This window comes from Pseudonocardia sp. OZ21 (assembly GCF_059359135.1).
Map to the genome: position 1 here is coordinate 565,005 of NZ_JCADBN010000005.1, position 26,207 is coordinate 591,211.

At 73.3% G+C, this 26,207-nt stretch carries 25 protein-coding genes and 1 pseudogene; 11 read left to right on the forward strand and 15 right to left on the reverse strand.

The genetic code is table 11. The annotated features are described in order from the left end of the window. Nucleotides 1-14: 14 nt before the first annotated feature. From AC5L35_RS15705 to AC5L35_RS15725, 5 genes and pseudogenes are all read right to left on the reverse strand, one after another. Nucleotides 15-596 (reverse strand): carboxymuconolactone decarboxylase family protein, encoded by a 582-nt coding sequence (locus AC5L35_RS15705; RefSeq protein WP_495060357.1) that lies wholly within the window; start codon nucleotides 594-596, stop codon nucleotides 15-17. Between the two features lie 42 nt (nucleotides 597-638). Further along, a complete protein-coding gene (locus tag AC5L35_RS15710) occupies nucleotides 639-956 on the reverse strand; it encodes a DUF3017 domain-containing protein (RefSeq protein ID WP_495060358.1) in 318 nt (105 codons plus the stop codon). Nucleotides 957-1,026: 70 nt separating this feature from the next. Further along, on the reverse strand, nucleotides 1,027-1,881 hold the full coding sequence (locus tag AC5L35_RS15715; protein WP_495060406.1) for a bifunctional methylenetetrahydrofolate dehydrogenase/methenyltetrahydrofolate cyclohydrolase: 855 nt from the start codon (nucleotides 1,879-1,881) through the stop codon (nucleotides 1,027-1,029). Between the two features lie 50 nt (nucleotides 1,882-1,931). Further along, nucleotides 1,932-2,213 carry a pentapeptide repeat-containing protein gene (locus AC5L35_RS15720; protein WP_495060407.1) on the reverse strand — a complete coding sequence of 94 codons (282 nt, stop codon included), beginning with the start codon at nucleotides 2,211-2,213 and terminating at the stop codon, nucleotides 1,932-1,934. A gap of 156 nt (nucleotides 2,214-2,369) precedes the next feature. Next, nucleotides 2,370-2,666 (reverse strand): annotated as a pseudogene (locus tag AC5L35_RS15725) (hypothetical protein); the annotation flags it as partial. Between the two features lie 125 nt (nucleotides 2,667-2,791). Between AC5L35_RS15725 and AC5L35_RS15730 the strand changes: the two are divergent. From AC5L35_RS15730 to AC5L35_RS15745, 4 genes are all read left to right on the forward strand, one after another. After that, on the forward strand, nucleotides 2,792-3,115 hold the full coding sequence (locus tag AC5L35_RS15730; RefSeq protein ID WP_495060359.1) for a putative quinol monooxygenase: 324 nt from the start codon (nucleotides 2,792-2,794) through the stop codon (nucleotides 3,113-3,115). 189 nt (nucleotides 3,116-3,304) lie between these two features. After that, a complete protein-coding gene (locus AC5L35_RS15735; RefSeq protein ID WP_495060360.1) occupies nucleotides 3,305-3,958 on the forward strand; it encodes a GPR1/FUN34/YaaH family transporter in 654 nt (217 codons plus the stop codon). 28 nt (nucleotides 3,959-3,986) lie between these two features. Next, nucleotides 3,987-4,469, forward strand: coding sequence for an RrF2 family transcriptional regulator (locus AC5L35_RS15740; protein WP_495060361.1), 483 nt, complete (start codon nucleotides 3,987-3,989; stop codon nucleotides 4,467-4,469). A gap of 44 nt (nucleotides 4,470-4,513) precedes the next feature. Next, nucleotides 4,514-5,755, forward strand: coding sequence for an NAD(P)/FAD-dependent oxidoreductase (locus AC5L35_RS15745; protein ID WP_495060362.1), 1,242 nt, complete (start codon nucleotides 4,514-4,516; stop codon nucleotides 5,753-5,755). Nucleotides 5,756-5,767: 12 nt separating this feature from the next. On the opposite strand, the gene AC5L35_RS15750 is transcribed toward AC5L35_RS15745, so the two are convergent. Next, nucleotides 5,768-9,115: an error-prone DNA polymerase gene (locus tag AC5L35_RS15750; RefSeq protein WP_495060363.1), complete on the reverse strand. Its 3,348-nt coding sequence runs from the start codon at nucleotides 9,113-9,115 to the stop codon at nucleotides 5,768-5,770. Between the two features lie 62 nt (nucleotides 9,116-9,177). Between AC5L35_RS15750 and AC5L35_RS15755 the strand changes: the two genes are divergently transcribed. Beyond that, entirely contained in the window at nucleotides 9,178-9,729 is a 552-nt protein-coding gene (locus tag AC5L35_RS15755) for an AAA family ATPase (protein WP_495060364.1), read from the forward strand. Here the strand turns inward: AC5L35_RS15755 and AC5L35_RS15760 are convergent. From AC5L35_RS15760 to AC5L35_RS15770, 3 genes are all read right to left on the reverse strand, one after another. After that, complete coding sequence (locus AC5L35_RS15760) at nucleotides 9,719-10,057, reverse strand: thioredoxin family protein (protein WP_495060365.1); 339 nt, start codon at nucleotides 10,055-10,057, stop codon at nucleotides 9,719-9,721. The two genes, AC5L35_RS15755 and AC5L35_RS15760, sit on opposite strands and share 11 nt — an antisense overlap. Nucleotides 10,058-10,077: 20 nt before the next feature. Next, nucleotides 10,078-10,458, reverse strand: a complete 381-nt coding sequence (locus AC5L35_RS15765; RefSeq protein ID WP_495060366.1) for a MerR family transcriptional regulator — start codon at nucleotides 10,456-10,458, stop codon at nucleotides 10,078-10,080. 127 nt (nucleotides 10,459-10,585) lie between these two features. Further along, entirely contained in the window at nucleotides 10,586-11,623 is a 1,038-nt protein-coding gene (locus AC5L35_RS15770; protein WP_495060367.1) for a LacI family DNA-binding transcriptional regulator, read from the reverse strand. A gap of 140 nt (nucleotides 11,624-11,763) precedes the next feature. On the opposite strand from AC5L35_RS15770, the gene AC5L35_RS15775 reads away from it, so the two are divergent. The 3 genes from AC5L35_RS15775 to AC5L35_RS15785 are packed head-to-tail and all read left to right on the forward strand — an operon-like array spanning nucleotide 11,764 to nucleotide 14,746. Then, nucleotides 11,764-12,828 carry a sugar ABC transporter substrate-binding protein gene (locus tag AC5L35_RS15775; RefSeq protein WP_495060368.1) on the forward strand — a complete coding sequence of 355 codons (1,065 nt, stop codon included), beginning with the start codon at nucleotides 11,764-11,766 and terminating at the stop codon, nucleotides 12,826-12,828. A gap of 47 nt (nucleotides 12,829-12,875) precedes the next feature. Then, nucleotides 12,876-13,931, forward strand: a complete 1,056-nt coding sequence (locus tag AC5L35_RS15780; RefSeq protein WP_495060369.1) for an ABC transporter permease — start codon at nucleotides 12,876-12,878, stop codon at nucleotides 13,929-13,931. Between the two features lie 41 nt (nucleotides 13,932-13,972). Then, nucleotides 13,973-14,746: an ATP-binding cassette domain-containing protein gene (locus tag AC5L35_RS15785; RefSeq protein WP_495060408.1), complete on the forward strand. Its 774-nt coding sequence runs from the start codon at nucleotides 13,973-13,975 to the stop codon at nucleotides 14,744-14,746. A 49-nt stretch (nucleotides 14,747-14,795) separates the two neighbouring features. Here the strand turns inward: AC5L35_RS15785 and AC5L35_RS15790 are convergent, their stop codons facing one another. Together AC5L35_RS15790 and imuA' are read right to left on the reverse strand one after the other, a co-directional pair. Next, nucleotides 14,796-16,715 carry a DNA polymerase Y family protein gene (locus AC5L35_RS15790; protein WP_495060370.1) on the reverse strand — a complete coding sequence of 640 codons (1,920 nt, stop codon included), beginning with the start codon at nucleotides 16,713-16,715 and terminating at the stop codon, nucleotides 14,796-14,798. Nucleotides 16,716-16,770: 55 nt separating this feature from the next. Continuing rightward, on the reverse strand, nucleotides 16,771-17,457 hold the full coding sequence (imuA', locus tag AC5L35_RS15795) for a DnaE2-dependent mutagenesis accessory factor ImuA' (RefSeq protein WP_495060409.1): 687 nt from the start codon (nucleotides 17,455-17,457) through the stop codon (nucleotides 16,771-16,773). A gap of 505 nt (nucleotides 17,458-17,962) precedes the next feature. Here imuA' and erm point away from each other — a divergent pair. Then, the gene (erm, locus tag AC5L35_RS15800; protein WP_495060371.1) at nucleotides 17,963-18,772 is read left to right on the forward strand and encodes a 23S ribosomal RNA methyltransferase Erm; all 810 of its coding nucleotides are present in this window, start codon (nucleotides 17,963-17,965) and stop codon (nucleotides 18,770-18,772) included. A gap of 99 nt (nucleotides 18,773-18,871) precedes the next feature. Here the strand turns inward: erm and purH are convergent, their stop codons facing one another. Both purH and purN read right to left on the reverse strand, forming a co-directional pair. Next, on the reverse strand, nucleotides 18,872-20,443 hold the full coding sequence (gene purH, locus AC5L35_RS15805) for a bifunctional phosphoribosylaminoimidazolecarboxamide formyltransferase/IMP cyclohydrolase (RefSeq protein WP_495060372.1): 1,572 nt from the start codon (nucleotides 20,441-20,443) through the stop codon (nucleotides 18,872-18,874). Further along, the gene (gene purN / locus AC5L35_RS15810; protein WP_495060410.1) at nucleotides 20,440-21,057 is read right to left on the reverse strand and encodes a phosphoribosylglycinamide formyltransferase; all 618 of its coding nucleotides are present in this window, start codon (nucleotides 21,055-21,057) and stop codon (nucleotides 20,440-20,442) included. Before purN ends, purH begins: the two co-directional genes overlap by 4 nt. Nucleotides 21,058-21,249: 192 nt before the next feature. Between purN and AC5L35_RS15815 the strand changes: the two genes are divergently transcribed. Next, the gene (locus AC5L35_RS15815) at nucleotides 21,250-22,362 is read left to right on the forward strand and encodes a serine hydrolase domain-containing protein (RefSeq protein ID WP_495060373.1); all 1,113 of its coding nucleotides are present in this window, start codon (nucleotides 21,250-21,252) and stop codon (nucleotides 22,360-22,362) included. Further along, complete coding sequence (locus AC5L35_RS15820; RefSeq protein ID WP_495060374.1) at nucleotides 22,359-22,742, forward strand: hypothetical protein; 384 nt, start codon at nucleotides 22,359-22,361, stop codon at nucleotides 22,740-22,742. Before AC5L35_RS15815 ends, AC5L35_RS15820 begins: the two co-directional genes overlap by 4 nt. A gap of 37 nt (nucleotides 22,743-22,779) precedes the next feature. On the opposite strand, the gene AC5L35_RS15825 is transcribed toward AC5L35_RS15820, so the two are convergent. Continuing rightward, nucleotides 22,780-24,735: a cell division protein PerM gene (locus tag AC5L35_RS15825; RefSeq protein WP_495060375.1), complete on the reverse strand. Its 1,956-nt coding sequence runs from the start codon at nucleotides 24,733-24,735 to the stop codon at nucleotides 22,780-22,782. Between the two features lie 112 nt (nucleotides 24,736-24,847). Then, complete coding sequence (locus AC5L35_RS15830) at nucleotides 24,848-25,927, reverse strand: DUF5336 domain-containing protein (protein ID WP_495060376.1); 1,080 nt, start codon at nucleotides 25,925-25,927, stop codon at nucleotides 24,848-24,850. Nucleotides 25,928-26,207 lie beyond the last annotated feature (280 nt).

Below are 26,207 nucleotides of genomic sequence, written 5' to 3' on the forward strand. Positions count from 1 at the left end.
CACGATCGATGCCGTCATGCATCGAAGACGACGGGAGCGGCGCCCTCGGGGAGCGGCACCCGGAGCACCCGCATCTGCAGGGCGAGCAAGGAGTAGTAGCCGACGACCGTGGTCAGCTCCACCGCACCCGCCTCGCCGAGCGCGGCGACGGCCGCGCCCCACGTGTCGTCGTCGACGTCCCCGATGGTGAGCAACTGCGTGACGGCCACGGAGACCACCCGCTCGCCGGCGTCCTCCGGCTCGACCGCACCGCCGGTGCGCACCGACTCCAGCAGCGCGTCCGGCAGACCCGCCGCCCTGGCCAGCGGGGCGTGCGCGTGCCACTCGAAGCCGGCGCGCTGATGGGCGGCCACCAGCAGGATCGCGAGCTCGCGCTCCCGGTCCGACAGGACGCCCCGGTACCGCAGTGCAGCGCCGACACCCTGCAGGGCCACACCGCTGCGGGGAGCGCGCAGCATCGCGTCGAACGGACCTTCCAGGCTGCCGTCCGCCGCGCGCTGCACCGGCCGGGGCCGATCGTCCAGCGCGGTCAGGAACGCGCGCTGCTCGGCGTCGAGCTCATCGGGACGCAGGGGCCGCAACCGTCGGGAGACCATGACCACACGGTGCCCCAGCGGAGCCGCGGCGACGAGCCGCCCTCACCCGAAGTCGAAGGAGCCGCGCGTGATCGTCACCGCGAGCGCCGTCATCACCACACCGAACGCGGCGTAGCAGAGGACGTCGACCGGGCGGCTGCGGATCGCCAGCAGGCCGACGCGGTCGACGGGAAGCAGGATGCGCAGCAACCCCGCCACGATCAGGGCCCCGCCGAGCAGCACGGCGCCCTCGCGCCAGTGCTGCGTGAGCACCCGCACCATGCCGGCGGCCGCGATGAGCATCACCAGGACCACCGGGGCGTACACCGGGAGCCGCGTGCGGAGACCGGCCATGTCAGCCCCCGACCGGCCGTCGGGCATGACAGCTCACTTCGACAAGCTCCGTTCGGTACTGATGCTCACTTCGACAAGCTCCGTTCGGTGCTGATGCTCACTTCGACAAGCTCCGTTCGGCTGCCTCCACCACGTTCGTCAACAGCATCCCCCGCGTCATCGGACCGACCCCACCGGGCATCGGCGCGAGCAGGCCCGCCACCTCCGCCACCTCAGGAGCGACGTCGCCGACGAGGCCGGAGTCGGTGCGGGTGACGCCGACGTCGAGCACCGTGGCGCCCGGCCGGACCATGTCGGCCGTGATCAGCCCTTGTACACCCGCCGCCGCCACGACGATGTCAGCACGGCGCACCTCCGCAGCGAGGTCACGGGTACCGGTGTGGCACAGCGTCACGGTGGCGTTCTCGCTGCGCCGGGTGAGCAGCAGCCCGAGCGGCCGCCCGACGGTGACCCCGCGGCCGACGACCGTGACCCGCGCCCCGTTCAGCTCCACGCCGTAGCGGCGGCAGAGCTCGACGATGCCGCGCGGCGTGCACGGCAGCGGACCGGGTTCGCCCAGCACGAGGCGACCGAGGCTGACGGGCGCCAGGCCGTCGGCGTCCTTGGCCGGGTCGATGCGCTCGAGCGCGGCGCCTGCGTCGAGACCCTTCGGGAGCGGCAACTGCACGATGAAGCCGGTGCATGCCGGATCGGCGTTGAGCTCGTCGATCGTCCGCTCGACGTCGGCCTGGGTGGCGTCCGCCGGCAGCTCGCGCTGGATCGAGGTGATCCCGACCTTCGTGCAGTCGCGGTGCTTGCCGCGCACGTAGGAATGCGATCCCGGATCGTCACCGACGAGCACGGTTCCCAGGCCCGGCACCACTCCGTCGGCGCGGAGCTTCTCGACGCGGCCCGCGAGCTCGCCCAGTAGCTCGGTCAGGGTCGCCTTGCCGTCCATCAGCGTCGCCGTCACGCCACCATCCTCCCTCACGCGTCTCGCCCGACGATGCCACCGGCAGCCCGTCAGGAGATGCGGAGTCCGTGGGCCGCCGCGAACGCGATGGCCTGCTCGGCGTCGATCGTGGCCCCGAGCAGCTGGGCCTGGACGAGACCGTCGGCGCCGATGCGGGCACCGCGCAGGTCGGCACCCTCGAACCGGGTGCGCAGCAGGCGGGCCCCGGTGAGGTCGGCGCCGCGCAGGTCGCACTCCCGCAGATCTGTCTCCACCAGGTTCGCCTCCCGCATCCGCAGCCCCGACAGGTCCGTCTTCCGCAGGTCGGCCCGGCCGAGAGCGACGAGGGTCAGATCGCAGTCGGTGATCACGAGCGGCCGCAGCCTGCAGTCGATGAGCGACGTGCCCAGCAGCGAGCAGCCGCGGAACGAGGAGCCCCCGACGGTGGCGCGCCGGATCATGCAGGTGCGGAACGCGCTGCCGCGGTGGACGGAGTCGCCCAGGTCGGCGCCGGTGAAGTCGCACTCCTCGAACACGCACGACTCGGTGACCAGGCCGCGCAGGTCCGCGTCGACGAACCGGCAGCGGACGAACCGCCGCTGCCGCCACGGCTCGTCCCCCACACGCACGTCGGACAGGTCCAGATCGATCTGCTCGGTGTCGTCGTGCACGCCGACACCCTCCCACCCGCCCGCCCCGCCCCGCGCCGCACCACCCGCACCCGACCCCGCTCCCCCGGCCCCGCGAGTCGCTCCGTTTCCGCGCGCGAGTCGCCCGGTTCGAGCCCGCGAGTCGCCCGCCCCCACCCCGCGAGTCGCCCGGTTTCCGCGCGCGAGTCGCCCGTCCGTTCAGGACCCCGGACATGGCAGACTGCCGGTCGTCGATCCGGCAAGACATCCGGTCAACCGCTCACCCGCCCATGGAGGTTCACGTGATTCTCATCGTCCTGAGGGCCAAGATCCGCCCGGAGAAGCGCGACGAGTGGCTGGCCGGGATCAGTCAGTACACCGCCGACGTGCGGAGCGAGCCCGGCAACGTCTCGTTCGACTACTTCGCGAACGGCGAGGACCCGAACGAGTTCGCGATCGTCGAGGTGTTCGCCGACTCCGACGCGGGGTCGGCGCACGTCGCCACCGACCACGCCAAGAACTTCTTCACCTGGATGCCGCGGGTGGTCTCGGAGAAGCCCCGGATCAACTACCAGGATCTGGACGGCGAGGCCTGGTCCGAGATGGCCGAGGTCGCCCCCGAGTAACACCCGCGGCGCGGTTGTCGACCGGGGGCAGCTTCCCCCGGCACGGATGGGCTCCTCCGGCTCGTCCACAGCACCCGATGAGGGGCTGATTGACCTCGTAGCGGTGTCGCAACGGGGTCGATCGGGCGCACAATGTGACCCATCCGGCGTATCACGCCGGGGGCGGCCGCCTCAACGAGGAGCGAGTGGATGAGTGTGAGGGATGTCCGGCCCCGGACGCAGAACGAGCCGCCCGCCGCCGCGACCGTCCCCGGCGGCAACCCCGCTCTGCTCGGCCTGCCGGCCCTCCTTGCCGGGAGCGTCACCCTCGGCCTCTGGCTCGTCGGCTACCTCGACACCGCCACCCTGCCGGGCGGCATGATCCCCACGGTCACGGTCTCGGCCGGCCTGTTCCTGCTGGTGGCGTGCATCTGGGGGGTGCGGGTCGGGCAGGGTGCTCTCGCCGGCATCTTCGGCACGTTCTCCGCGTTCTGGCTGAGCTTCGGGTTCCTGCTGCTGGGCGCGATCAACGGCTGGTTCGGTATCTCCACGACGCCGTCACTGCGCACGGAGCAGCTTCAGAACGTCGCAGCCACCTTCGTGCTGTCGTGGCTCATCGTCTTCGCGACGCTCACCGTGGCCACTCTGCGGCTGCCTCTGGCCTTCACCTCGGGCTTCGCGGTGGTGTGCACCACGCTCGCGCTCGTGCTCGGCTTCGTGGTGAACGGCAACGCGCTGTTCGCCACGCTCGGCGGCATCACGACGTTCGTCTTCTCCGCGATCTACGCCTACATCTTCGTGGACGCGATGACGCAGGAACTCGGCGGCGACGCCATGCCCATGGGCGATCCGATCCAGCAGTAGCCGCTACCGGGATACGTAGTATCCAGGTATGCGGATGGGGCGGGGCGTCGAGTGGGCGGTACACGCGCTGCTGACGATGACGTGGCTCGACGACGACGAGCCCGTCCCGACGGCGCAGCTGGCCACCAACTACGAACTGCCGCCCGCGTACCTGAACAAGCAGCTCCAGGCCCTGGTCCGAGCGGGCCTGCTCGTGTCTGTGCCCGGCGCCCGGGGCGGGTTCCGCATGGCGCGCCCGGCCGACACGATCACGCTGATGGACGTGGTGGCCGCCATCGAGGGCCCTGACGACGCGTTCCAGTGCACGGAGATCCGGCGGCGCGGCATGGGCGAGAAGCTGCCGCCCGGCACGTTCCGGTCCCCCTGCGCCGTGAGCGCCGGCATGCAGCGGGCCGAGCTGGCCTGGCGCAGGTCGCTCGCCGCGCAGACCATCGCCGACGTCCGCGCGGAAGCCGACACACGCGCGCCGGGTGTCGCGCCCGCGGTCCGCCGCACGTACGGGCGCGACTAGCCGTTCCGAGATACCGAAGTGGTCGACGAGGAAGGTGAATCTGGATGTCAGATATCCTGGTTTTGGGTGGCGGGTTCGCAGGTGTCTGGGCCGCCGCCGGCGCGGTGCGGGCCCGTCGAGCCGCCGGAGTGTCCGCGTCGGACCTCCGCGTCACCCTCGTCTCCGCCGGTGACGACATCGTGATCCGGCCACGCATGTACCAGTCCGAACCGGACCGGATGCGCGTGCCGCTCGACCGGATACTCGGGCCGATCGGCGTCGGGCGGGTGGCCGCCACGGCGACCGGAATCGACACGGGCGCGCGCCGCGTGACCGTCGTCGGCCGGGACGGACGCACGGCGGAGCTGACCTACGACCGGCTCGTGCTCGCGACCGGCAGCCAGGTGGTCCGCCCTGACCTGCCCGGCGCGGAGCACCTCTTCGACGTCGACACGATGCCTGGTGCGGCGCGGCTGCACAGCCACCTGCACCGGCTGCCCGGGGAGGCGGTCGGCGACGGCCGCTTCACCGCCGTCGTCGTCGGTGCGGGGTTCGCCGGCCTCGAGGTCGCCACCGAGCTGGTGGGCAGGCTCCGCGACATCGCGGGGCCGGTGGGGGCGGCCGAGCAGGTCCGCGTCGTGCTGGTGGAGCGGGCCAGCGTCGTCGGCCCCGAGCTCGGCGCCGGCCCCCGCCCGCTGATCCTGGAGGCACTGGCCCAGCTCGGCGTGGAGCAACGCCTGGGCGTGACGCTGGAGAGCGCGACCCCGGCCGGGGTCCGGCTCTCCGACGGGAGCGAGATCACCGCGAGCACCGTCGTCTGGACGGCGGGCATGACCGCCAGCCCGCTCACGGCCGACATCCCCGCCGAGCGCGACCGGCTCGGGCGCCTGCACGTGGACGAGCACCTGCGCGTCCTGGGAGCTCCCGACGTCTACGCCGCCGGCGACACCTCCGCCGCGCTCGCGGACGAGGGCCATTGCGTCCTGCAGAGCAGCCAGCACGCCCAGCCCCTCGGCAAGTACGCCGGGCACAACGTCGTCGCCGATCTCCTCGGCGTGGCGCAGGTCCCCTTCGTGCCCGAGCCCTACGTGACCTGTCTCGACCTCGGCGCCGCCGGGGCGGTGCTCACCAGCGGGTGGGAACGGACGGTCCGGAAGACCGGGCAGGACGCGAAGGACCTCAAGCACCTGATCAGCGCGGTGGCGATCTACCCGCCCGTTGACGACGCGGAGGCGATCCTCGCCAGGGCCGACTACCGCAGCACCACCTGGCGAGCCTCCACCGACACGACGGCCGCAGCGGTCTGAGCCGCCGGGCCGTCACCGGAAGTCGCGGGACTTCACCGGCACGGTGAGCGCCAGCCGCTGCAACCGGTCGGCCATCAGGTTGAGCACGCCTTCCGGGCTGCGCTCCAGCCGCCCCCTGACCAGCAACGCCGTGCTGCCCATCGCCACCGTGCGGTAGCGCGCCCACAGCCCCTCCGAGCAGGTGACGTTGAGCATCCCGCTCTCGTCCTCGAGGTTGACGAACGTGACTCCGCGCGCGGTGGCGGGCCGCTGCCGGTGGGTCACGAGGCCGCCCACCAGCACCCGGGGCGGCGTCTGCTCCGGGTCGCCCGCCACGAGGTGGCGCCCGACCGCGTCGAGCCCGTCGATCCGCACCGCTCCCAGCGCGTCGAGCCGCTCCCGCAGGTGTTGCATCGGGTGGCTGTCCGGGGAGACGCCCGTGGCCCACACGTCCGCGGCGGTGAGCTCGACGCCGGTGAGGCCGGGCAGCGCAGGCGCGTCCAGCCCGACGGCCGTGCCGGGCAGCTGCTCGGGGCGCACCGCGGCCACCACCCCCGCCGCCCACAACGCCGAGCGGCGGTCCACCCCGAAGCACCCGAACGCCCCCGCCGTGGCGAGCGCCTCGGCCTGCGGCACGGTGAGCCGCACCCGGCCGGCCAGGTCGGCGAGGTCGCGGTAGGGGCCGCCCCGCTCCCGCTCCGCGTCGATCTCCTCGGCAGCCTCCAGGCCGACGCCCCGCACCTCGGCCAGCCCCAGCCGGATCGCCTGCCCGCCCGTGCTCAGCGCATCCGGCTGGAGCACCGCCTCGGCCCGCCCCAGGTTGACGTCCGGGCCTCGCGTGAGCACACCGTGCCGCCGCGCGTCGGCCACCAGCGACTGGGGCGAGTAGAAGCCCATCGGCTGCGAGTTGAGCAGCGCCGCGCAGAACGCCGCCGGGTAGTAGTGCTTGAACCAGGCGCTGTAGTAGACGAGCGAGGCGAAGCTGATCGAGTGGCTCTCCGGGAACCCGAAGTTGGCGAACGCCAGCATCTTCCGGAAGATCCCGTCGGCGACCTCGCCGGTGATGCCGTTGGCCGCCATCCCGGCGAAGAACCGCTCCCGCAGGCGCTCCATCTTCTCCTCCGAGCGCTTCGAGCCCATCGCGCGTCGCAGCTCGTCGGCATCACCGGCGCTGAAACCCGCGACGTCGACGGCCACCTGCATGAGCTGCTCCTGGAACAGCGGCACGCCGAGCGTCTTGTCCAGCGCGTTGGCCAGCAACAGGTGGTCGTGCTTCCACTCCGCGCCGTTGCGCCGCTGGATGTAGGGGTGCACGGAGCCGCCCTGGATCGGCCCGGGCCGGATCAGCGCCACCTCGACCACCAGGTCGTAGAAGATGCGCGGCTTCAGCCGGGGCAGCGTGGCCATCTGCGCGCGTGACTCCACCTGGAACACCCCGACCGAGTCGGCCCGCTGCAGCATCGCGTACACGTCGGGATCGGTGGGCTGCAGCTCGTGCAGCTCGATCTGCTTGCCGTGGTGCTCGGCCACCAGGTCGATCATCAGGTGCAGCGCGGTGAGCATGCCCAGCCCGAGCAGGTCGAACTTGACCAGGCCGGCGGCAGCGCAGTCGTCCTTGTCCCACTGGACGACGGTGCGGCCCTCCATCCGCGCCCACTCGACGGGCACCACCTCGGAGACGGGCCGGTCGCAGATGACCATGCCACCGGAGTGGATGCCGAGGTGGCGCGGGAAGCCGAGCAGCTCGTCGGCCAGCTCGACGACCCGGTCGGGCATCCCGGCGGGAGCGGTGGCCGTGGCGCCGACCGGGCCGTGCCAGCGCTCGATCTGCTTGCTCCAGGCGTCCTGCTGGCCGGGAGAGAACCCCAGCGCCTTGGCCATGTCGCGGACGGCGGAGCGCGGCCGGTAGGTGATCACGTTGGCCACCTGCGCGGCGCACCCGCGGCCGTGGCGGCGGTAGACGTACTGGATCACCTCCTCGCGACGGCCGGACTCGATGTCGAGGTCGATGTCCGGATAGCCGTCCCGGGCCGGGGACAGGAACCGCTCGAACAGCAGCCGGTGCGCCACGGCGTCGACGTTGGTGATGCCGAGCGCGAAGCAGACCGCGGAGTTGGCGGCCGACCCGCGGCCCTGGCAGAGGATGTCGGTGCGGCGGCAGAACTCGACGATGTCGTGGACGATCAGGAAGTAGCCGGGGAAGTTCTTCTCCTCGATGATCGCGAGCTCGCGCTCGACCGTCTCCACGGCCTCCGGGTACTCGGCGTGGCTGCCGTAGCGGCGGGCGACCCCGCGGAAGGTCAGCTCCCGCAGCCAGCTCGTCTCCGTGTGCCCCGGTGGGACGTCGAACGGCGGCAGGTCGGGTGCGACCAGGTCGATCGAGAACGCACACTCCACCCCCAGTGCCGCCGCCCGCGCCACGGCGCCCGGGTAGCGCTGGTCGAACCGGGCGGCCATCTCCGCGCCCGACCGCAGGTGGGCGGTGCCGGCAGGAGGAAGCCAGCCGTCGGCGTCGTCGAGGCTGCGCCGGGCCCGCACCGCCGCCAGCGCCGTGGCCAGCGGGAACCGGTGCGGGGTGGCGTAGTGGGCCGCCGTGGACGCGATGGTGGGCAGGCCGGCGTCACGCGCGAGATCGGCGAGGACGTCGTTGCGCTCGGTGTCGGTGGGCAGCGCCTGGTGGGTGAGCTCGACGACCACGTGGTCGGCCCCGAACCGCTCCGCCAGACGGCGCAGCTCCTTCCCGGCGGCGTCCCGGCCACCGGTGCGCAACGCCTGACGCACCGCGCCCTTGCGGCAGCCGGTGAGCACCACCACCTGCCCCGCGGTGTCGGCCACGACCTCGTCGAGGTCGTAGACCGGGCGCCCCTTCTCCTGGCCCGCCAGCTGGGCGGTGCTGATGGTGCGGCACAACGAGCGGTAGCCGTCGGGGTGGCGGGCGAGCAGCAGCAGGTGACTGCCCTCCGGATCGGCCACGCCGTTCTGCGGGGCCGTGAGACCGAGGGAGAGCTCGGAGCCGAAGGCCGTGCGCACCCCCAGCTCGGCGGCCGCCTCGGCGAACCGGACCACCCCGTACATGCCGTCGTGGTCGGTGAGCGCGATGGCGTCGAGGCCCAGCCGCGCGGCCTGCTCGACCAGCTCCTCGGGATGGCTCGCCCCGTCGAGGAAGCTGAAGTTGGAGTGGCAGTGCAGCTCGGCGTACGGGACACGGTGCTGCGGCTCCGGTAGCTCCGGCGGGATGTAGGGCTCGCGCTTGCGCGACCACGCCGGGCTGTCGCCGCCGTCGACCTCCGGCCCGCCGGAGACGCTCCCACCGTCACGCGCATTTCCCGCGAGCGCAGCCTCCAGCTCACGCCACGGGACGTCCGGGTTGTTCCAGCCCACTCACCCAGTCGAACATATGTTCGATGATCCTTTCAACTTCCCGCTCGTGCGAGAGTCCCCCCGTGATCGTCTGGGTGAACGGCGCGTTCGGCAGCGGGAAAACGACACTGGTCCACGAGCTGCACCGGCGGTGGCCCGAGACGCTGGTGTTCGATCCCGAGCAGGTCGGCTACGTGCTCCGCGAGATCGTGGACGTCCCGACCGGGAACTTCCAGGACCTCCCCCTGTGGCGGCGGCAGGTCGCCGCCATGGCCGTCGGGCTGGTCGAGGAGTACCGCCGCCCGCTGCTCGTGCCGATGACGCTGGTGGACGCCACCTACCTCGACGAGATCGTCGCGGCCCTCGGCGAGGCGGGGATCACGCTGCGGCACTTCTACCTCGACGTCCCACGGGACGTCCTGGTCCAGCGGATCGAGGGCCGCACGATGACGCCGGACGATCCCGAGCGCGACGCCGGCGTCCGGGCCTGGTGCGTGGCCCAGATCGAGCGGTGCCGGGCGACGACGGACCGCCTGCCCACCGGCACGGCGCTCCTCGACGGCAGGCGGTCCGCGCCCGACCTCGCGGCCGCCGTGCTGGAGCACCTCGGCCGGGCCGCGTCCGTCAGGCGCTGAGCACCCCGGCCGGCAGGTGGTCCTCGATCGCGCGCATGAGCGCCGCCTTCGGCCTCGCCCCCACCACCTGCGTGACGACCCGGCCGCCGACGTAGAGGTTGAGCGTCGGCATGCCGAGGACGCCCGCGTCACGAGCCGTTGCGGGGTTGGCGTCGACGTCGAGCCGGGCGACGACCAGCCGACCCTCCTGCTCGTGGGCGATCTCGTGCAGCACCGGCTCGATCATCCGACACGGGGGGCACCACTCAGCGGTGAAGTCGAGCAGCACGGGCAGCCCGGCGCGCAGCACCAGCTCGTCGAACGTGGCGTCGGTGACGGTGACGATCATGGAAGCTCCTTCTGGTGGAGTCAGGTGTCGTGGGGCGTGACGGCGCAGCGCGGTTCGGGAGCCTCACCGAGCTGGGCGACGAGCTGGTCGCGCACGGCGTGCAGCCGCGTGAGCCAGTCGTCGACCTCGGCGACCTTGCGACGCTGGACGGCGCGGGAGTCGGGGCAGCTCGCACCCGTGGAGTGCCCGGCGCGCAGGCACTCGACGAACGGGCGCGTCTCCTCGAGTGCGAAGCCGAGATCCACCAGCGACCGGATCTCGGCGACCACCCGCAGGTCGCGCTCGTCGTAGTCGCGGTAGCCGTTGGCCCGGCGCCGCGCGGGCAGCAGACCCAGCTCCTCGTAGTGGCGCAGTGCCCGCGTGCTCACCCCGGCCCGACGCCCCAGCTCCCCGATCCGCATGCCCCGACGCTAAACCTTGACGCCGACGAGAAAGCCAGCCCGAACGCGGCCCCCCGACGTTCAGGAAAGCCACTTCCAGGTCCTCTCCGGGCAGGAAAGTGGCTTTCCTGAACTTCAGCCCTGAACCTCAGCCCGGGGGGATCTCGCCCGAGCCCCGACGGATCAGGGTCGTGGGGACGAGGCGGCGCTGCGGGGGGCTCGTGTCACCGTCGATGCGGGCGAAGAGCAGGCCTGCGGCGATCCGGCCGATCGCGGTGGGGTCCTGCGCGACCACGGTGACGCCCGGGCGGAGCAGGTCGGCCAGCAGGAAGTCGTCGAACCCGACCAGGGCGACCGCCTGCTCCAGGCCCAGCCTCCGCAGCGCCCGCACGGTCCCCACCGTCACCAGGTTCTGCGCCGTGAAGAACGCCGTGGGCGGGTCGGTGCGCCCGAGGAGGGCGGTGGCCGCGCCGTCGGCGACACCGGCGTCGGGCACATCACGCGCCACGAGATCGGGGTCCACCGGTAGCCCCAGCCCTCGCAGCGCCTCCTGGTAGCCGGCGTAGCGCTGCCGGGCGGTGGCGATGGTGGCGCGGTCGCCGAGGAACGCGATGCGCCGGTGCCCGGCAGCCGCGAGATGGCGCACGCCCTCCGCCGCCCCGATCTCGTTGGTGGTGACCACCGAGTCGACCGGCAGGTTGTTCGCCTCGCGGTCCACACAGACGATCGCCGTGCCCGCCCGCAGCTCGGCGGCCAGGTGCGACTGGTCGTCGCCTGCCGGAACGAGCAGCAGGCCGTCGACGTTGCGGGCGCCGAACGCCGTCGCGAGTGCGCGCTCGCGGGCCGGGTCCTCGTCGAGGCTCGCCGAGTAGACCACCACTCCCCGGTGCTCGGCCTCGTTCTCGACGGCGCGCTGCACGGCGGCGGAGAACGGGTTGGCGACGTCCTCGAGGAGCAACCCGATCGATGCCGTCCTGCGATCCGACCGGCGCAGGATGCGGGCTCCCACGTTGGGACGGAAGTCGAGCTCGTCGATCGCCTTCCGGACGCGCCGTTCGAGCGAGGGCGACACCCCGCCCTCGTCGTTGACGACACGGGAGACGGTCTTGAAGCTGACCTGCGCGCGGGCCGCGACGTCACGCATGGTCGGGCGGCGTCCACCGGGCAGCGGCTCGCGGAGGCTCATGGTTCCCCAGTCAACGTTGCCAACTTGTTATTGCTCGACGGCGACCCGGGTCTTGTGGACCTGACACAAAGTGGTCACAGTCCGTGACAACGTTGTCTCGTTCGCTACCAGATGTCAATGATGACGAAGGGTCGCAGCACATGAGCCAGGCATGGACAGCACGACGCCGGGCGGCCGCTCTGGCCACCGGGATGGCTGCGGCGCTCGCCCTCGCCGCGTGCGGGGGCGGCGACACGGGCGGCGCCGCGAGCGGGAGCCAACCGGTCGTCGGCCTCATCACCAAGACCGACACCAACCCGTTCTTCGTGAAGATGAAGGAAGGCGCGCAGGCCGCGGCCGCCACCCAGGGCGTGCAGTTGCAGACCTTCGCCGGCAAGCAGGACGGCGACAACGAGTCGCAGGTGCAGGCGATCGAGAACCTGATCTCGGCCGGAGCGTCGGGCTTCCTCATCACGGCGAACGACTCCAAGGCCATCGTGCCGACGCTCGACCAGGCCAGGCAGGCCGGGATGCTCGTGATCGCGCTCGACACCCCGATCGACCCCGCCGACGCCGCTGACACCACGTTCGCCACCGACAACTACCAGGCAGGCCTGCTCATCGGGCAGTGGGCGAAGGCGAAGTTCGACGCCGAGGGCAAGCAGGCCAGGATCGCGATGCTCGACCTCAGCACCAACGGGGTGTCCGTCGACGTCCAGCGTGACCAGGGCTTCCTGGAAGGCTTCGGGGTGGATGTCGCCGACAAGACCCGGATCGGCGACGAGTCCGACCCGCGCATCGTGGGGCACGACGTCACCGACGGCGCCGAGGAGGGTGGGCGCACCGCGATGGAGAACCTGCTCCAGAAGGACCCGTCGATCAACCTCGTCCACACCATCAACGAGCCTGCCGCGGCCGGCGCGTACGAGGCGTTGAAGGCGGCCGGCAGGCAGAACGACGTCACGATCGTCTCCGTCGACGGCGGCTGCCCCGGCGTCGAGGCCGTGAAGTCCGGCGCGATCGGCGCCACGTCGCAGCAGTACCCGCTGAAGATGGCCTCGCTCGGCATCGAGGCGATCGCCAGGTTCGCCAAGGACGGCACCAAGCCCGAGACCACGGCGGGCAAGAGCTTCTACGACACGGGCGTCGAGCTGATCACCGACCAGCCGCAGCCGGGAGTCCCCTCCAAGGACACCACCTTCGGAGCCGCGAACTGCTGGGGCTGATCCCCCCGCTCCCCCCACGCGCCTGACGCACGAAGGAGTGCATCCACATGGCGAACGACACGTCCCCCGGCGGTGGAACCGCCACGGTGCCGGACACCGGGGCCACGGGCTTCGAGGAGCGCCGGTCGGAGTCACCGCTGCAGCGCATCCAGCACGTCCTGCACGCCAACCCGATCCTCGGCCCGCTCGCCGTGCTGGTGCTGGCGATCATCGTGTTCTCGATCGTCAGCGGCCGGTTCCTCTCGGCGGCGAACCTCGGGCTCGTGCTCGCCCAGGTCACCGTCATCGCGGTGCTGGCTCTGGGTCAGACACTGATCATCCTCACCGCGGGCATCGACCTGTCGGCCGGCGCGATCGCGGTGTTCTCCTCGATCCTGATGGCGAACATCGCGACGGACCTCGGCGTGCCCGGAGCGCTTGCGCTGATCGTCGGTCTCGTGCTCGGCACGGCGATGGGGGCGATCAACGGGCTGCTGGTCACCCGGCTCGGGCTCCCGCCGTTCATCGTCACCCTCGGCACGCTGAGCATCTTCTTCTCGCTCAACTCCGTGGTGTCCCGCAGCGAGACCGTGCGCGGCTCGGACATGCCGTCGATCATGACGTGGACCGGCACCACGTTCAGCCTCGGCGGATTCCGGATCACCTACGGCTCGATCATCATGCTGCTGCTCTTCGCGGTGTTCTGGTACGCGCTGTCCAACACCGCGTGGGGCAAGCACGTGTACGCCACCGGTGACGACATCGAGGCGGCACGCCTGGCCGGCATCCGCACCGGGCACGTGCTGTTCTCCGTCTACACGGTGGCCGGGCTGCTCTACGCGATCGGCGCCTGGATCCTCATGGGCCGGCTCGCCTCGGCCAGCCCGAACGTCGGGGTCGAGTACAACCTCGACTCCATCACGGCCGTCGTGCTCGGGGGTACGAGCCTGTTCGGCGGGCGCGGCCTGGTGCTCGGCACGCTCGTCGGTGCGCTCATCGTCGGGGTCTTCCGCAACGGCCTGCAGCTCGGCGGGGTCGACGTCGTCTGGCAGGGGTGCGCGATCGGCCTGCTCGTCCTCATCGCGGTCTCCATCGACCAGTGGATCAGGAAGGTGCGCGCATGACCGCCGGGACGAGTACGGAGGCGGGGTCGCAGAAGACCCCGGTGCGCGAGCCGGTGCTGCAGGCGAAGGGCCTGGTGAAGCGGTACGGCATGGTCACGGCCATCGCCAGCGGCGACCTCGAGCTCTACCCCGGTGAGATCCTCGCCGTGATCGGCGACAACGGCGCGGGCAAGACGAGCCTGATCAAGGCGCTGTGCGGGGCGATCATCCCCGACAGCGGCGAGATCCTGCTCGACGGCAAGCAGGTCCACTTCAAGAACCCGATGGACGCCCGCCGGGCCGGTATCGAGACCGTCTACCAGTCACTGGCCGTGGCGCCGGGTCTCGACATCGCCGACAACCTCTTCCTCGGCCGGGAGGTGCGCAAGCCCGGTGTCCTCGGTTCGGTGTTCCGCATGCTCGACCGCAAGCACATGAAGGACGAGGCCAGCCGGCACATGAGCGAGCTGGGGATCGCCACCCTGCAGAACATCGGGCAGGCCGTGGAGAGCCTGTCGGGCGGTCAGCGGCAGGGCGTGGCCGTGGCCCGGTCGGCCGCGTTCGGCAGCAAGGTGATGATCCTGGACGAGCCGACCGCTGCGCTCGGCGTAAAGGAGAGCAACCGGGTGCTGCAGCTCATCCGGGACGTCCGCGACCGCGGTCTGCCGGTGATCCTCATCAGCCACAACATGCCGCACGTCTTCGACATCGCCGACCGGATCCACATCCAGCGGCTCGGCAGGCGCGCCGCGGTGATCACCCCGCAGTCCCACACCATGTCGGACGCGGTCGCGATCATGACGGGGGCCGCGGAGGCGCCGCCGCCCCCGGCCTGAGGCCGCGTGCGCGGACACGAGCTCCCGCACTCGCATCCGCGCACACGGGTCAGTCGTAGATGCCCGTGACCCACCACCTCCCTTCGCGGGCGAGCAGCAGGAGCGCCACGCCGCCGTCCACGGCGACCTGGAGCCTGCTGCTCGCTCCCTCGCCCACCCACCACCGCTGGTGCAACGGCCAGGGACCCGCCCAGCCCTGCACCATCTGCGGGTTCCCGTCGTCCACCACGAGGCGGTGCGGGGGCGCGGACAACAGGTCCGGCGCAGTGAGCCGGACCAGGGCCCCCGTGGCGTCGACCAGCTCCGCGGGGAGCGGTTGCGGGGGCACCGTGGCCGGGGACGGCGCAGGCAGCCGCCCCGGCCAGGACGGCGGTGGATCGGGCACCGCGGGCCGGCCGGTGGGGCGCCGCGGGACGGGGACCCGGCGCCGCCGGTTCGTGGAGCGCGCCTTCCCCGCGTTCTCGTCCGCGGCGGCCACCTCGGCGGCGGACACCCGCCCGGTCTCCTCCACCACGTCCTCCGGCCACCCCGCAGGCGCCGCGGAACTCCAGGCGGCGGAGACCGCGCCGACCTCCTGCGCCGCGCCGCCCACGGGCACCGTTCCCTGACCGGTCACCCCCTGCCCCGCTTCGCCCGGCACCGTCCGGGCCGCGGGAGCCGTCGCCGTCCCGGAGGCCCAGAGCCCTGACCGCACCTCGCCGGTGGCCGCGGCCTGCGACACCGCAGGCCCCGAGTCGAGCGCCCGGTCGTCGCCCCACGGCACCAGCCGGACCTGCTCGGCCGGATCCCGCCCACCCACCAGCACCCCGGTGACCACCGACTCCGGACCGAGGAGCGCCTGCACCCGCACCAGCGCCCGGCCCGCCCGCTCGTCGGCCTCACCGACGTCACCCCACAGCCCGAGCTGCAGAGCCCCCGCGCCGACCGTCTCCTCCGGGACCAGCCACAGCCGCGACACCGCACCCGGGCCCTCGGCTCCAGCGGCCGTGGTGCGCGAGCGGGTGAGCCAGGCGTCGAGCTGCCAACGCACCCGGTCGACGGTGCCGGCCGGGGTGAGCGGCTCGGCGCAGCGCCAGATCCGGTGCAGCTCCTCCCCGGCCACCGTGCGGGCGGCGACGCCCAACCGGGTGCAGGAGAGCCCGTGCCCGGCCAGCGTGCGGTGCAGCTGTTCCGCCAACCCGCGGGCCGCGAAGGCGGCGGCGTCGACACGGTCGACGGGTGGGTCCAGCTCGATCTCCACGGTGAGCTCCTCCGGCGGCCTGCGCCGCACGGGAGGACGGGGGTCGAGGCCGCGGGCGAGCCGATGACAGAGCACGGCGTCGGCGCCGAACCGGGAGGCGACGTCCTCGGCGTCGAGCGCCGCGAGAGCTCCGAGGCTGCGCAGCCCCAACCGCTGCAGCAGCCCGACCAGTTCGGAGCGGTCGATGTCGGGCTCGCGGTCCAGTTCCTCCACGCCGAGCGGAGCGAGGAACGCGGGAGTGTCGCCGGGCGCGACGGCCAGGCCACGGCGCGCCGCGAGCACCGCGGCGAACAACCCGTCGGCCACACCCACCTGGCACTCCACGCCCGTGCGGGCGGCGACCTGGTCGACCAGCTTCTCCGCGGCCGCCTGCTCACCACCGAACCAGCCGACCGGACCCTGCGCCGCCAGTGCCACCAGCCCCGGCCGCACGACCTCCACCCCCGGCGCGAGCTCCTCGACCGCGGCCACGACCGGTTCGAAGGCACGGGCGTCGCGAGCGGGGTCGCGGTCGAGCACGACCAGCTCGGGGCACCGGGCCTGCGCCTCCCGCCTGCGCAGGCCACGGCGCACCCCGTGGGCGCGGGCGACCGCCGAACAGGCCAGCACCCGGTTGGCCACGACCACCGCGGCCGGCCGGTGCGAAGGGACGTGCGCGGCCATGGCCGCGGCCGTGACCGGCCAGTCGGGCGACCACAGCGCGAGCACCCGCGTGACGGACGCGCTCACGGCAGTGCCCCGGCGGCCCTCGGCGCAGCCGCTCGGCCCCGTTGCCCCCCGCTCGTCATCCCGCCACCCGGTCGCCGAGGGGAGCGCCGACCGGCTGCTCCGGGACGCTCTCCGCGACACCCGCCACCGCGCTCCCCGGTGCCGGCAGCAACAACCGGGCCGCGCGTCCCGCCGGGGTGACTCCACGCCCCCGCAGCTGCACCCGGACCCGTCGGGAGCACAACCGCCCGGCCCCCGCCTCCAGCCCCTGCCACCTGGTGTCGGCGCAGCTCAGCTCCACGTCGGCGCCCGGCCACGGCCCGAGTGCCAGCAGCACCGCACCCCGCTGCCGGGCCCTGGCCGCCAGCCGTTGCCGGTCGGCGGCACGCACCCCGGCCCGCGCGGCCCCCGAGACCACGACGAGATCCATCCCGTCCAGCAGCGCGACCGTGACCGCCATCAGGTCGGCGCCCGGATGAGGGACCAGCGCCAGCCGCTCCAGCCGCACCCCGGCCTCGGCGGCGGCCAGCAGTCCGAGCCCCGGCCTGCCGACCACACCCGCCCACGCACCACCGGCCGACGCCTCGGCGAGCAACGCGAGCAGCAGCGAGGTGGCACCCGGAACGGCCGGCAGCGCGACCGTGGTCCCCCGGCGCAACCCCCCGGACGGCAGGAACCGGGCCAACGGTTCGACCACCGGCAGCACGCCGTCCTCCACCTCGGCGGCGGACACCGGCCGGACGCCCCCCGTACGCCCCTCCATGCGCCGGAGAAGACCCCTGGCCAGCTCCAACCGGCTCCCCGGATCCGCCGTGGCAGCCACCGCATCACGCACACATACCTCCCCAGACGCCCACGCCGCGGGGAAGGTCGGCGATCATCGAACGTACGTTCGAAGCTTAGTCGTTCCCGCTGGTCACCCTCAACGCTTCCGCCGCCGCATCACCCGATGGCACGAGAACCCCCCGCGAGTCGCCCGTTTCCCGCCCGCGAGTCGCCCACATCCACCCCGCGAGTCGCGGGTGATCGCCGCGAGATCCGGCATTCCGCCCCACAGAGGGCCGAAACCCGGATCTCACACCGATCAAGCTCCGAAAACGGCTGGCGCCGCCCGCTAACGTCGTCGCCGTGGGTTGCACCTACTACCGGCTGCGCCGCTCCTCCCGGACGCCGCGCCGCTGATCACCCGCCCCTCCAGCAGGGGCCGCACGGCCGCGCGCCGTCCGATCCGGATCCCCCATCCGATCGACGCGAAGCGCAGGTCACCCATGTCCTCGTCCATCCCGCACCGTTCCGCCGGCGGCCGCCACGAGCTCGGCCAGAACTTCCTCTCCGACCGGCGCGCCGCCGCCCGTATCGCGGGCCTGGTGCCGCCCGGTCCGGTTCTGGAGCTCGGCGCCGGAGACGGCGCACTGACTCGGCAGCTTGCCGCCCGGCCCGGCTCGATCACCGCTGTCGAGCTGGACCCGATGCGGGTCGCAGAGCTGCGGCGCGCGCTCGGCCACCGCGTCCGCGTGCTGCACGAGGACATGCTGCGGTTCCGGCTCGCCGGCGACCACCACGTCGTCTCGAACGTGCCCTTCGGCATCACCACTCCGGCGCTGCGCCACCTCCTCGCGCAGCAGGGGTGGGGAACTGCGGTGCTGTTGCTGCAGTGGGAGGTCGCGCGGAAACGGGCCGCGGTCGGCGGGACGACGCTGCTCACGGCGAACTGGTGGCCGTGGTACGAGTTCGCGCTGGCCGAGCGGGTGCCGGCAGCCGCGTTCCGGCCCCGGCCCGGGGTGGACGGCGGCGTGCTCATCGTCACCCGGCGGGAGCGCGAGTTGGTCGGTCGGGCAGAGCGGGTCCGGTACCAGCAACTGGTCCGGGCGGCGTTCAGCGGCGACCGCCTGGTCACCACCCTGCGACGGTCACATCCCGGAATCCGGGCCTGGTTGACGGCGCAGGGGCTGAGCGGATCGGCCCGGGCACGGGATCTGGCGGCGCAGCACTGGGCGTCGCTCTTCCGGAACACGCCGCGCCCTCACCCGAGCGGCGCCCGCCCGGCCCGTCCCCGCGAAACGAGGACGCACCGGTAGGAGCGACTCGCACACCCGAATCGGGCGACTCGCGGGCACGAAACGGGCGACTCGCGGGGCGGGGGGCGGGGGGCGGGGGGCGGGCGGGCCGTGGGGCCGTCAGTGGGCGAAGTGGCGGGTGCCCGTCAGGTACAGGGGGACGCCGGCGGCGGCAGCGGCGGCGGTCACCACGTCGTCGCGCACCGAACCACCCGGCTGCACGACCGCGCGGACCCCGGCATCGAGCAGCACCTGCAGCCCGTCGGGGAACGGGAAGAACGCGTCGGACGCCGCCACGGAGCCGCGGGCCCGGTCGCCGGCCCTGGCGACCGCGAGCCGGGCCGCGTCGACCCGGTTGACCTGGCCCATCCCGACCCCGACGGCGGCGCCGCCCGAGGCCAGCAGGATCGCGTTGGACTTCACCGCGCGGCAGGTGCGCCACGCGAACGCCAGGTCGGCCAGCACGTCGGCGGGCACGGGGTCGCCGGTGGCCAGCTGCCAGGAGGTGGGGTCGTCGCCAGGCGCGTCGATGGTGTCGCGCTGCTGCAGGAGCACGCCACCGGAGATCGCACGCATCTCGGCTCCGGCGCGCTGCAGCTCCGACGGCATCCGCAGCACACGGATGTTCTTCTTGCGGGTGAGCACCTCGAGTGCGCCGTCGGCGTAGGACGGTGCCAGCACGACCTCGGTGAACACCTCGGCCACCTGCTCCGCCATCTCCACGCTCACCTCGCGGTTGACCGCGATCACGCCGCCGTAGGCGCTGACGGGGTCGGTGGCGTGGGCCTTGCGGTGGGCGTCGGCGATGTCGGTGCCGACGGCGATGCCGCACGGGTTGGCGTGCTTGATGATCGCGACGCAAGGGGCGTCGTGGTCGTGGGCCGCGCGCCAGGCGGCGTCGGCGTCGGTGTAGTTGTTGTAGGACATCTCCTTGCCGTGCAGCTGCTCGGCTCCGGCGAGTCCGGGCTGCCCCGAGACGTAGAGCGCGGCCGCCTGGTGCGGGTTCTCGCCGTAGCGCAGGGGCGTGGCGCGCTCCCACGAGGCGCCCACCCACGACGGGAAGGCCTCGCCGTCGGGGTCGGGGGCGAGCACGTTGCCCATCCAGGACGCCACGGCGATGTCGTAGGTGGCGGTGTGCCGGAACGCTGCCACGGCGAGCAGCCTGCGGTCGGCGAGCTCGAACCCGCCGTTCTTCACCTGCTCGAGCACCCAGTCGTAGCGGGCCGGCTCGACCACGACGGCCACGCTGTCGTGGTTCTTCGCCGACGCACGGACCATCGCGGGGCCGCCGATGTCGATCTGCTCGACACACTCGGCAGGCGAGGCGCCGGAGGCGACCGTCTCGGTGAACGGGTACAGGTTGGACACCAGCAGGTCGAACGGGGCGATGCCGAGCTCCTGCAGCTGCTCGACGTGCTCCGGACGCCGGGTGTCGGCGAGCAGCCCGGCGTGCACGCGGGGGTGCAGCGTCTTGACGCGGCCGTCGAGGCACTCGGGGAAGCCGGTGAGCTCCTCGACGGGTGTGACGGGCACGCCTGCCTCGGCGATGCGCTGCGCGGTGGAGCCGGTGGACACGATCTCGACACCGAGGCCGTGCAGGCCGGTGGCCAGGTCGGTCAGCCCCGTCTTGTCGTAGACGCTGATCAGTGCGCGTCGCACGGGACGGCGCACCGGGGTCTCGGCGGAGCTCACGGGATGGTCACCTCTCGTCCGGTCACGGTGGCTCCCTGCCGGGCCAGCGCGGCGACGGTGCCCACGAGCAACCGCCGCTCCTCGATCTTGATGCGTTCGTGCAGCGACTCGACGCTGTCGCCCGGTTCGACGGTCACCGCGCTCTGGGCCAGCACCGGACCGGTGTCCACGCCGTGGTCGACGAGGTGCAGGGTGGCTCCGGTGACCTTGACGCCGTACGCGAGCGCGTCGGCGACTCCCCGGATCCCGGGGAAGGCAGGCAGCAGCGCGGGATGAGTGTTGATCATCGGGCTTCCGACGCCGCTCAGGAAACCCGGTCCGAGGATCTTCATGAACCCCGCACTGACCACGAGATCGGGCCGGTGCTCGGCCACCGCCTTGGTGAACGCGTCATCCCATGCGGTGCGGTCGGCGTGGTCGGTCACCCGCTCCACGAAGGTGGGGATGCCGGCGCGCTCGGCGCGGGCCAGTCCCTCGATGTCGCTGCGGTCGGCTCCCACGGCGACGACGCGGGCCGGGTAGTCGGGGCCGGCCGCGGCGTCGAGCAGCGCCTGCAGCAGCGTGCCGGAACCGGAGACCAGGACGACCAGCCTGGCTGGAACGGGGAGGTCCACCCGGTAGGAACGACTCGGCGGCGCGGGCAAGCGGGGACTCCTCGGGTCGGCGGATGACCCCACAAGCGTAGGCCGCGGCGCAGGTCACACCGCCCCCGGCGCCCACCTCCCCCCGCGGCGCCGGACGGCGAAGCCGCGATCGCCGGCCATGAGCGCCTTGCAGTTAATACGTAAATCCGTAATATCGGATGAATGAAGCAGGCCGCGGCATGGCAGACACCACCCACCCGGCGCGCCGCGGCGGCCGGCGTGGTCGCCGTGTGCACCGTGCTCGCCCTCGCGGTCGGGCTACTGACCCGGCCTGCGCCGACCCGGCTCCCGGCGGGCCACGTCGGGGACGCTGCGCTCGCCGCACTGGCCCGCGAGGCGGTCGGCGAGGACCGGCCCGCCCTCGCCGTCGCGGTCGTCACCGCGGGGGAGGTCCGGACCGCGGCGGTCGGCGCAGGTCTCGAGCATCGCTTCGAGATCGGCTCGATCAGCAAAGGCCTCACGGGTCTGCTGTTCGAGGACATGATCGAGCGCGGCGAGGTCACCCCCGTGACCCGCCTCGGAGATCTCGTCACGATCGACGGGCCGGTCGCGGAGGTGACCCTCGCGCAGCTTGCGACGCACGCGTCCGGCCTACCGCCGCAACCCCCGACCGCCGGTCAGTTCGTCGACAACTACTGGAGCTCGCTCACCGCGGGCAACCCCTACGACGGGACGGTCGCGCAGCGGCTCACCGACCTCGGCGGGACCGAGCTGGGCGCCCCGCCCGGCACCTATTCCAACGTCGCCTTCGAACTGCTGGGCGCCGCCCTCGCCGCGTCCGCCGGCACGCCCTTCCCCCGGCTGCTGACCGAGAGGGTGCTCACGCCCATCGGCATGAGTGACACGACCGTGCCCGCCTCTCCGGCCGAGCTGGGCCCCCGTGATCTGCGCGGTGAGACCACCGGAGGGCGCCTGGCGGATCCGTGGGTCGGCGAGGCGGTCGGGCCGGCGGGCGGCCTGCGCGCGGACGTGTCCGCCATGGCCACCCTCGCTCGCGCGCTGGTCGTGGGCGAGGCTCCCGGCATCGGCGCGCTCTCTCCCCGTGGCCTGCTCGACGAGGATCGGATCGGCTGGGCCTGGATCACCACCGTCGTGCCCGGGAGCGGCCGGACCGTCGTCTGGCACAACGGCGGCACCGGCGGGTTCACGTCCTTCATCGGGATCGACCGTGCTGCGGGTACCGCCGTTGTGCTGCTGTCCGCCGTCGGGGAGTCACCGGGGCGTGCGACGACGTCGGGGTTCGATCTGCTCGAGCGCATCGGAGGTGCCGCATGAGCCAACTGGTGGGGCTCGTGGTCTGGCCGGCGCTGGCCTGGTTCGTCGGCGCGCAGGTCCTGCGGGCGTGGTCGCGGGGTCCGTACGCGAGCCCCGACCGGTTGGTGCTCGTCAGCTCCACCGTCGACGCCGTCGTGATGCTGGCGGTCGTCCGCGCGGTCGTGCCGCCGCCCGGGCTGCTGTCCTGGGCGTGGGTGGCAGCCACGGCCGCCGTCGGTGTGGGGATCGCCGGCGCGATCCTGCGCTGGCCCGCGCTGGGCTGGGCCGTCCCGGACACCGACGGCCGTCCGACGCGTCGAGGCCGGGACCCGCGGCGCCGGGCGCTCCTCGGCGCCGCCTACGCCGGGGTCGGTGTGTGCCTGGTCGTCGCGCTCGCCTGACCGGGACGGACGGGCGAGTGCCTCGGCTGCCGCCGGGTCAGCGCTCCTCGGACCGACGTGTCCCGGAGTCACGCGGCTGCCGCCACGAACCGGTCCATCCGTCCTCGGGCCCCGCGTCGCCCGTCCCTTCCGCCGCCGCTCGGCGCGCCGCGTCCCGCTCACGCTGGGCCACCAGCTCGCCGACGGTGCGCGGGCCCCGCTGCGCCGGGACGACCAGGCCGCTACCGGTGTCGTCGACGGAGGTGCCCTGGGCGCGAGCCGCCGGTTCCGTGCGCTCCTGCCTGCCCCACCAGCGCTTCTTCTCGGCTCGCTGGGCAGCGTCCCGGCCGGCCTGCCCGGCTCTCCCACGCTGCTGGTCGGGCAGCTCCCGGCCCCGGTCGCGCTCGGACCGCTTCGGGTTTCCCCGGCGAGGGGCGGTGCGCTGGGGCGGCACGCGGCGCGGACCCACCCGCTGGGGCAGGGCTCGCCCGGTGGCGGGGTGCTCGTCCGGAGAGGTGGCCGGGCGGGCGTCGGCACTCCGGTTGCCCGCGTGCCGGTGGTCGTCTTCGTCGGACCGGTCCCCGTCGTTCGCCGCCCCCTCGTCCGTGGCCGGCTCGTTCGTCGCCGCCTCGTCCGCCGGTTCGGCGGTCGGCGGCGGGTCCTCGCTCCCCTGTTCGGCTCGGTCCTGGTCACCGGCATCGGGATCGTCGGTCGGGGTGTCCCCGGTCGCCTCGTCCGCGGACGCGTCGTCCGTGGCAGCGTCCTTTTCGTGGGCGGGCGGTACGGGGACCGCCTCCTCGGCGTCCACCTCGGCTGCTCCGGCATCGTCTTCCCGGCGGAGCCGGACGAGCACCACGACCACCATCGGGACGCCGACCCACAGCAGAACGGCGGGCACCACCAGCCAGGACAGCCGTACCGGGTCGAACGGCCCGGAGCCGAGCCGCCCGCCGGCCAGCCACGCGAGCAGCCCGACGGAGACGGCGGTGAGGACCCCGGTCGCGGCGACCGCGCGCAGCCGCGCCGCGGCGCCGATGGCGGCCAGGCAGGCACGTCCGGACAGCACACCGACGGCAACGGGCAGGAGGAACACCACAGCAGCCCACACCGGGGGCGCGGACGTCGGCAGCGCAGCCAGGAGCGGGAAGCTCGAGCGCTCCCCCGCGGAGGCGGCGAGCGGAGTGGCCACGCCGGTACCGACCGCGATACCGGGGCCGAGAGCCCAGCTCAGCGAGGCGATGACCGCGTTGGGGAGATACGCGAGCACGAGCAGCGTGACGCCGAGGCCCGCCCCGAAGTCGGGGGCGAGCTCCTCGTACGCCGCCGCGACGTCCGCCACACCCAGTGCCAGGCCGGCCAGCAGAACCACGGTCCCGACGAGGACGAGGCCGGTGACCGCCATCGCGGTCGCGCGGAGGGCGGGACGGAACCAGCCGGGGAAGCGTCCGAGCCATGCCGAGGGCCACCCGCAGGCCCTCATCACGCCGACCGTCGCGGCCACTCCCGCAACGACACCGCCACCGACCATCGCGGACCACGGGGTCACGACCACCTCCGCCGCCCGCGGCAGCAGCGCGCTGCCCAGCACGGCGACGGAGGCGTGGGCGCCCGCGATACTGGCCACCACCGCCCCGGCCTCGGCGCGGGCCCGGCACTCGAGCCTGCGCACCGCCCATCCGGAACCGAGGACGACGACTCCGGCGACGGCGATCGTCGGCAGCAGCGGCAGCACGCTCAGCGGCTGGCCACCCAGCGCCAGCGGGATCTGGTGCGCGGCCAGCCACAGCGGGATCGCGGCGGCGAACGCACCCTCGATCGAGATGCCGCCGCCCCCGGTCGCGATGACGAGGACCGCAGCGGGCACGAGCAGCGCGTAGCTGATGATGACCGTGCCCATGGCGCCGGCCAGCAGCAGCCGCAGGCGGTCCAGCCCCACGACGGCGCCCGTGTCCGACGGGTCGTCCGAGCCGTCCGGATCAGGGTCGGTGTCGGGGCCTGCGAGAGTGCGGGTCACGGCCACAGGGTCTCAGCGCGGAGCCTCACGAGGGGTCAGGCACGCCGGGCGCTGTCGTGCGACAGGCTCCGTGGTCGGCGTGACGCGGTGCGACCGCCGTGGCCGCGTGCCGTCAGTTCGACGGGCGATCACCGGGCTGGATGAACCTGGTCTGCTCGCCGCCGCCACCACCGCGACCCTCGTCCGGGTTCTGCGGGGTGTCGTGCTGCTCGTGACGTCCCTCGACCGACTCCTGCCAGCCGGGATGGGCCGGTGCGGCCTCACCCTGCGGGTACGCCGCGGTGACGTCGGAGGCTCCGGGGGCGCCGGACGCAAGCGGAGTGCCGGGCGACGGGGTGTCGGCGGTGGCATCGGCCGGGGCGCCGCCGTACCAGTTGGGAGCCGCTGCGGGACGGGCACCGGGGTCGGGCTGCCCGGGAGCCTGCTGACCCCAGCCGCCCTGTGCAGGGGGCTGGCCGTACGCGGGCTGGCCGCCGTAACCCTGCTGGCCGTAGCCGGGCTGCTGGGCTCCGTAGGGCGCCTGCTGGCCGTAGCCGGGCTGGCCGCCGTAACCCTGCTGTTGCCCGTAGCCGCCCTGGCCCGGTCCGTACTGCTGGTACCCGCTCTGCTGCTGGGGGTAGCCCTGCGGCGGGTACTGGCCTCCGTAGCCCTGCTGCTGCGGATGGCCCGGCGCGGGCCGCGAGCGCGGAGCGGGTGCCTTGACGAGCCCGGCGTCGAGCAGCACCGCACCGATGACGGCCACGGCCTCCAGGAACGCGAGCACCAGGGCGACCACCACGGTGGTGGACGGCACGCCGAGGGTGACCAGTTGCAGCAGCAGCAAGGTGCCGGTGGTGACCACGACAGCGGCGGGTACCAGCACGCGTCCGGCCTTCGGCAGCAGCGCCGCACCGGCCAGGAGCCCGCCGCCCACCAGCAGCGGCGCGACGATCGACGAGGCGAAGCCGCCCAGGTTGTCGAAGAAGCCGAGAAGGTAGATCACCAGGGCCAGACCGGCTGCGACGAGCGTCAGCAGCCGCGCCGGGCCGGGAGCGAGCGGCGCTTCGGCAGCACCCGTCCGGTTGGCCTGCTCGGCGCCGGACGCCGAGGACTCCGTCGGGGACGACCCCGTGACCGGTGGCGTGGACGACCCCGACGGCGACGAGGCGCCGTGGGCCGGTGTCGCCCCTGGTGTCCCAGGCTGCTGACTCATGAACGAACTCCCTCGGTGCGGACTCCGCGGTCCGTTGCAGGCGGTCCCAGAACGCTAACCCATACCGGCGGCGGGGGTGTGCCCGGGAGAAGCGGCTTCCCTCCGCAGTAGAGAAAGCCACGCTCCGGCCCGGTGCGGGCGGAACGTGGCTTCCCCGGAGAGGTGCGCGGTGCGGTACTAGTGCGGCGGCACTAGCCGGCGGTGATGAGCTCGCGCATCAGGGCGGCGGTCTCGCTGGGGGTCTTGCCGACCTTGACCCCGGCGGCCTCGAGGGCTTCCT

Excerpts from the sequence above, each read along its gene's own strand:
- AC5L35_RS15830 (WP_495060376.1), bottom strand. The coding sequence starts at position 25,927 with ATGAGTCAGCAGCCTGGGACACCAGGGGCGACACCGGCCCACGGCGCC.
- AC5L35_RS15770 (WP_495060367.1), bottom strand. The coding sequence starts at position 11,623 with ATGAGCCTCCGCGAGCCGCTGCCCGGTGGACGCCGCCCGACCATGCGT.
- AC5L35_RS15765 (WP_495060366.1), bottom strand. The coding sequence starts at position 10,458 with ATGCGGATCGGGGAGCTGGGGCGTCGGGCCGGGGTGAGCACGCGGGCA.
- AC5L35_RS15760 (WP_495060365.1), bottom strand. The coding sequence starts at position 10,057 with ATGATCGTCACCGTCACCGACGCCACGTTCGACGAGCTGGTGCTGCGC.
- AC5L35_RS15745 (WP_495060362.1), top strand. The coding sequence starts at position 4,514 with ATGTCAGATATCCTGGTTTTGGGTGGCGGGTTCGCAGGTGTCTGGGCC.
- erm (WP_495060371.1), top strand. The coding sequence starts at position 17,963 with ATGTCCTCGTCCATCCCGCACCGTTCCGCCGGCGGCCGCCACGAGCTC.
- AC5L35_RS15820 (WP_495060374.1), top strand. The coding sequence starts at position 22,359 with ATGAGCCAACTGGTGGGGCTCGTGGTCTGGCCGGCGCTGGCCTGGTTC.
- AC5L35_RS15780 (WP_495060369.1), top strand. The coding sequence starts at position 12,876 with ATGGCGAACGACACGTCCCCCGGCGGTGGAACCGCCACGGTGCCGGAC.
- AC5L35_RS15740 (WP_495060361.1), top strand. The coding sequence starts at position 3,987 with ATGCGGATGGGGCGGGGCGTCGAGTGGGCGGTACACGCGCTGCTGACG.
- AC5L35_RS15775 (WP_495060368.1), top strand. The coding sequence starts at position 11,764 with ATGAGCCAGGCATGGACAGCACGACGCCGGGCGGCCGCTCTGGCCACC.
- AC5L35_RS15705 (WP_495060357.1), bottom strand. The coding sequence starts at position 596 with ATGGTCTCCCGACGGTTGCGGCCCCTGCGTCCCGATGAGCTCGACGCC.
- AC5L35_RS15815 (WP_495060373.1), top strand. The coding sequence starts at position 21,250 with ATGAAGCAGGCCGCGGCATGGCAGACACCACCCACCCGGCGCGCCGCG.
- AC5L35_RS15710 (WP_495060358.1), bottom strand. The coding sequence starts at position 956 with ATGCCCGACGGCCGGTCGGGGGCTGACATGGCCGGTCTCCGCACGCGG.
- AC5L35_RS15735 (WP_495060360.1), top strand. The coding sequence starts at position 3,305 with ATGAGTGTGAGGGATGTCCGGCCCCGGACGCAGAACGAGCCGCCCGCC.
- imuA' (WP_495060409.1), bottom strand. The coding sequence starts at position 17,457 with ATGGAGGGGCGTACGGGGGGCGTCCGGCCGGTGTCCGCCGCCGAGGTG.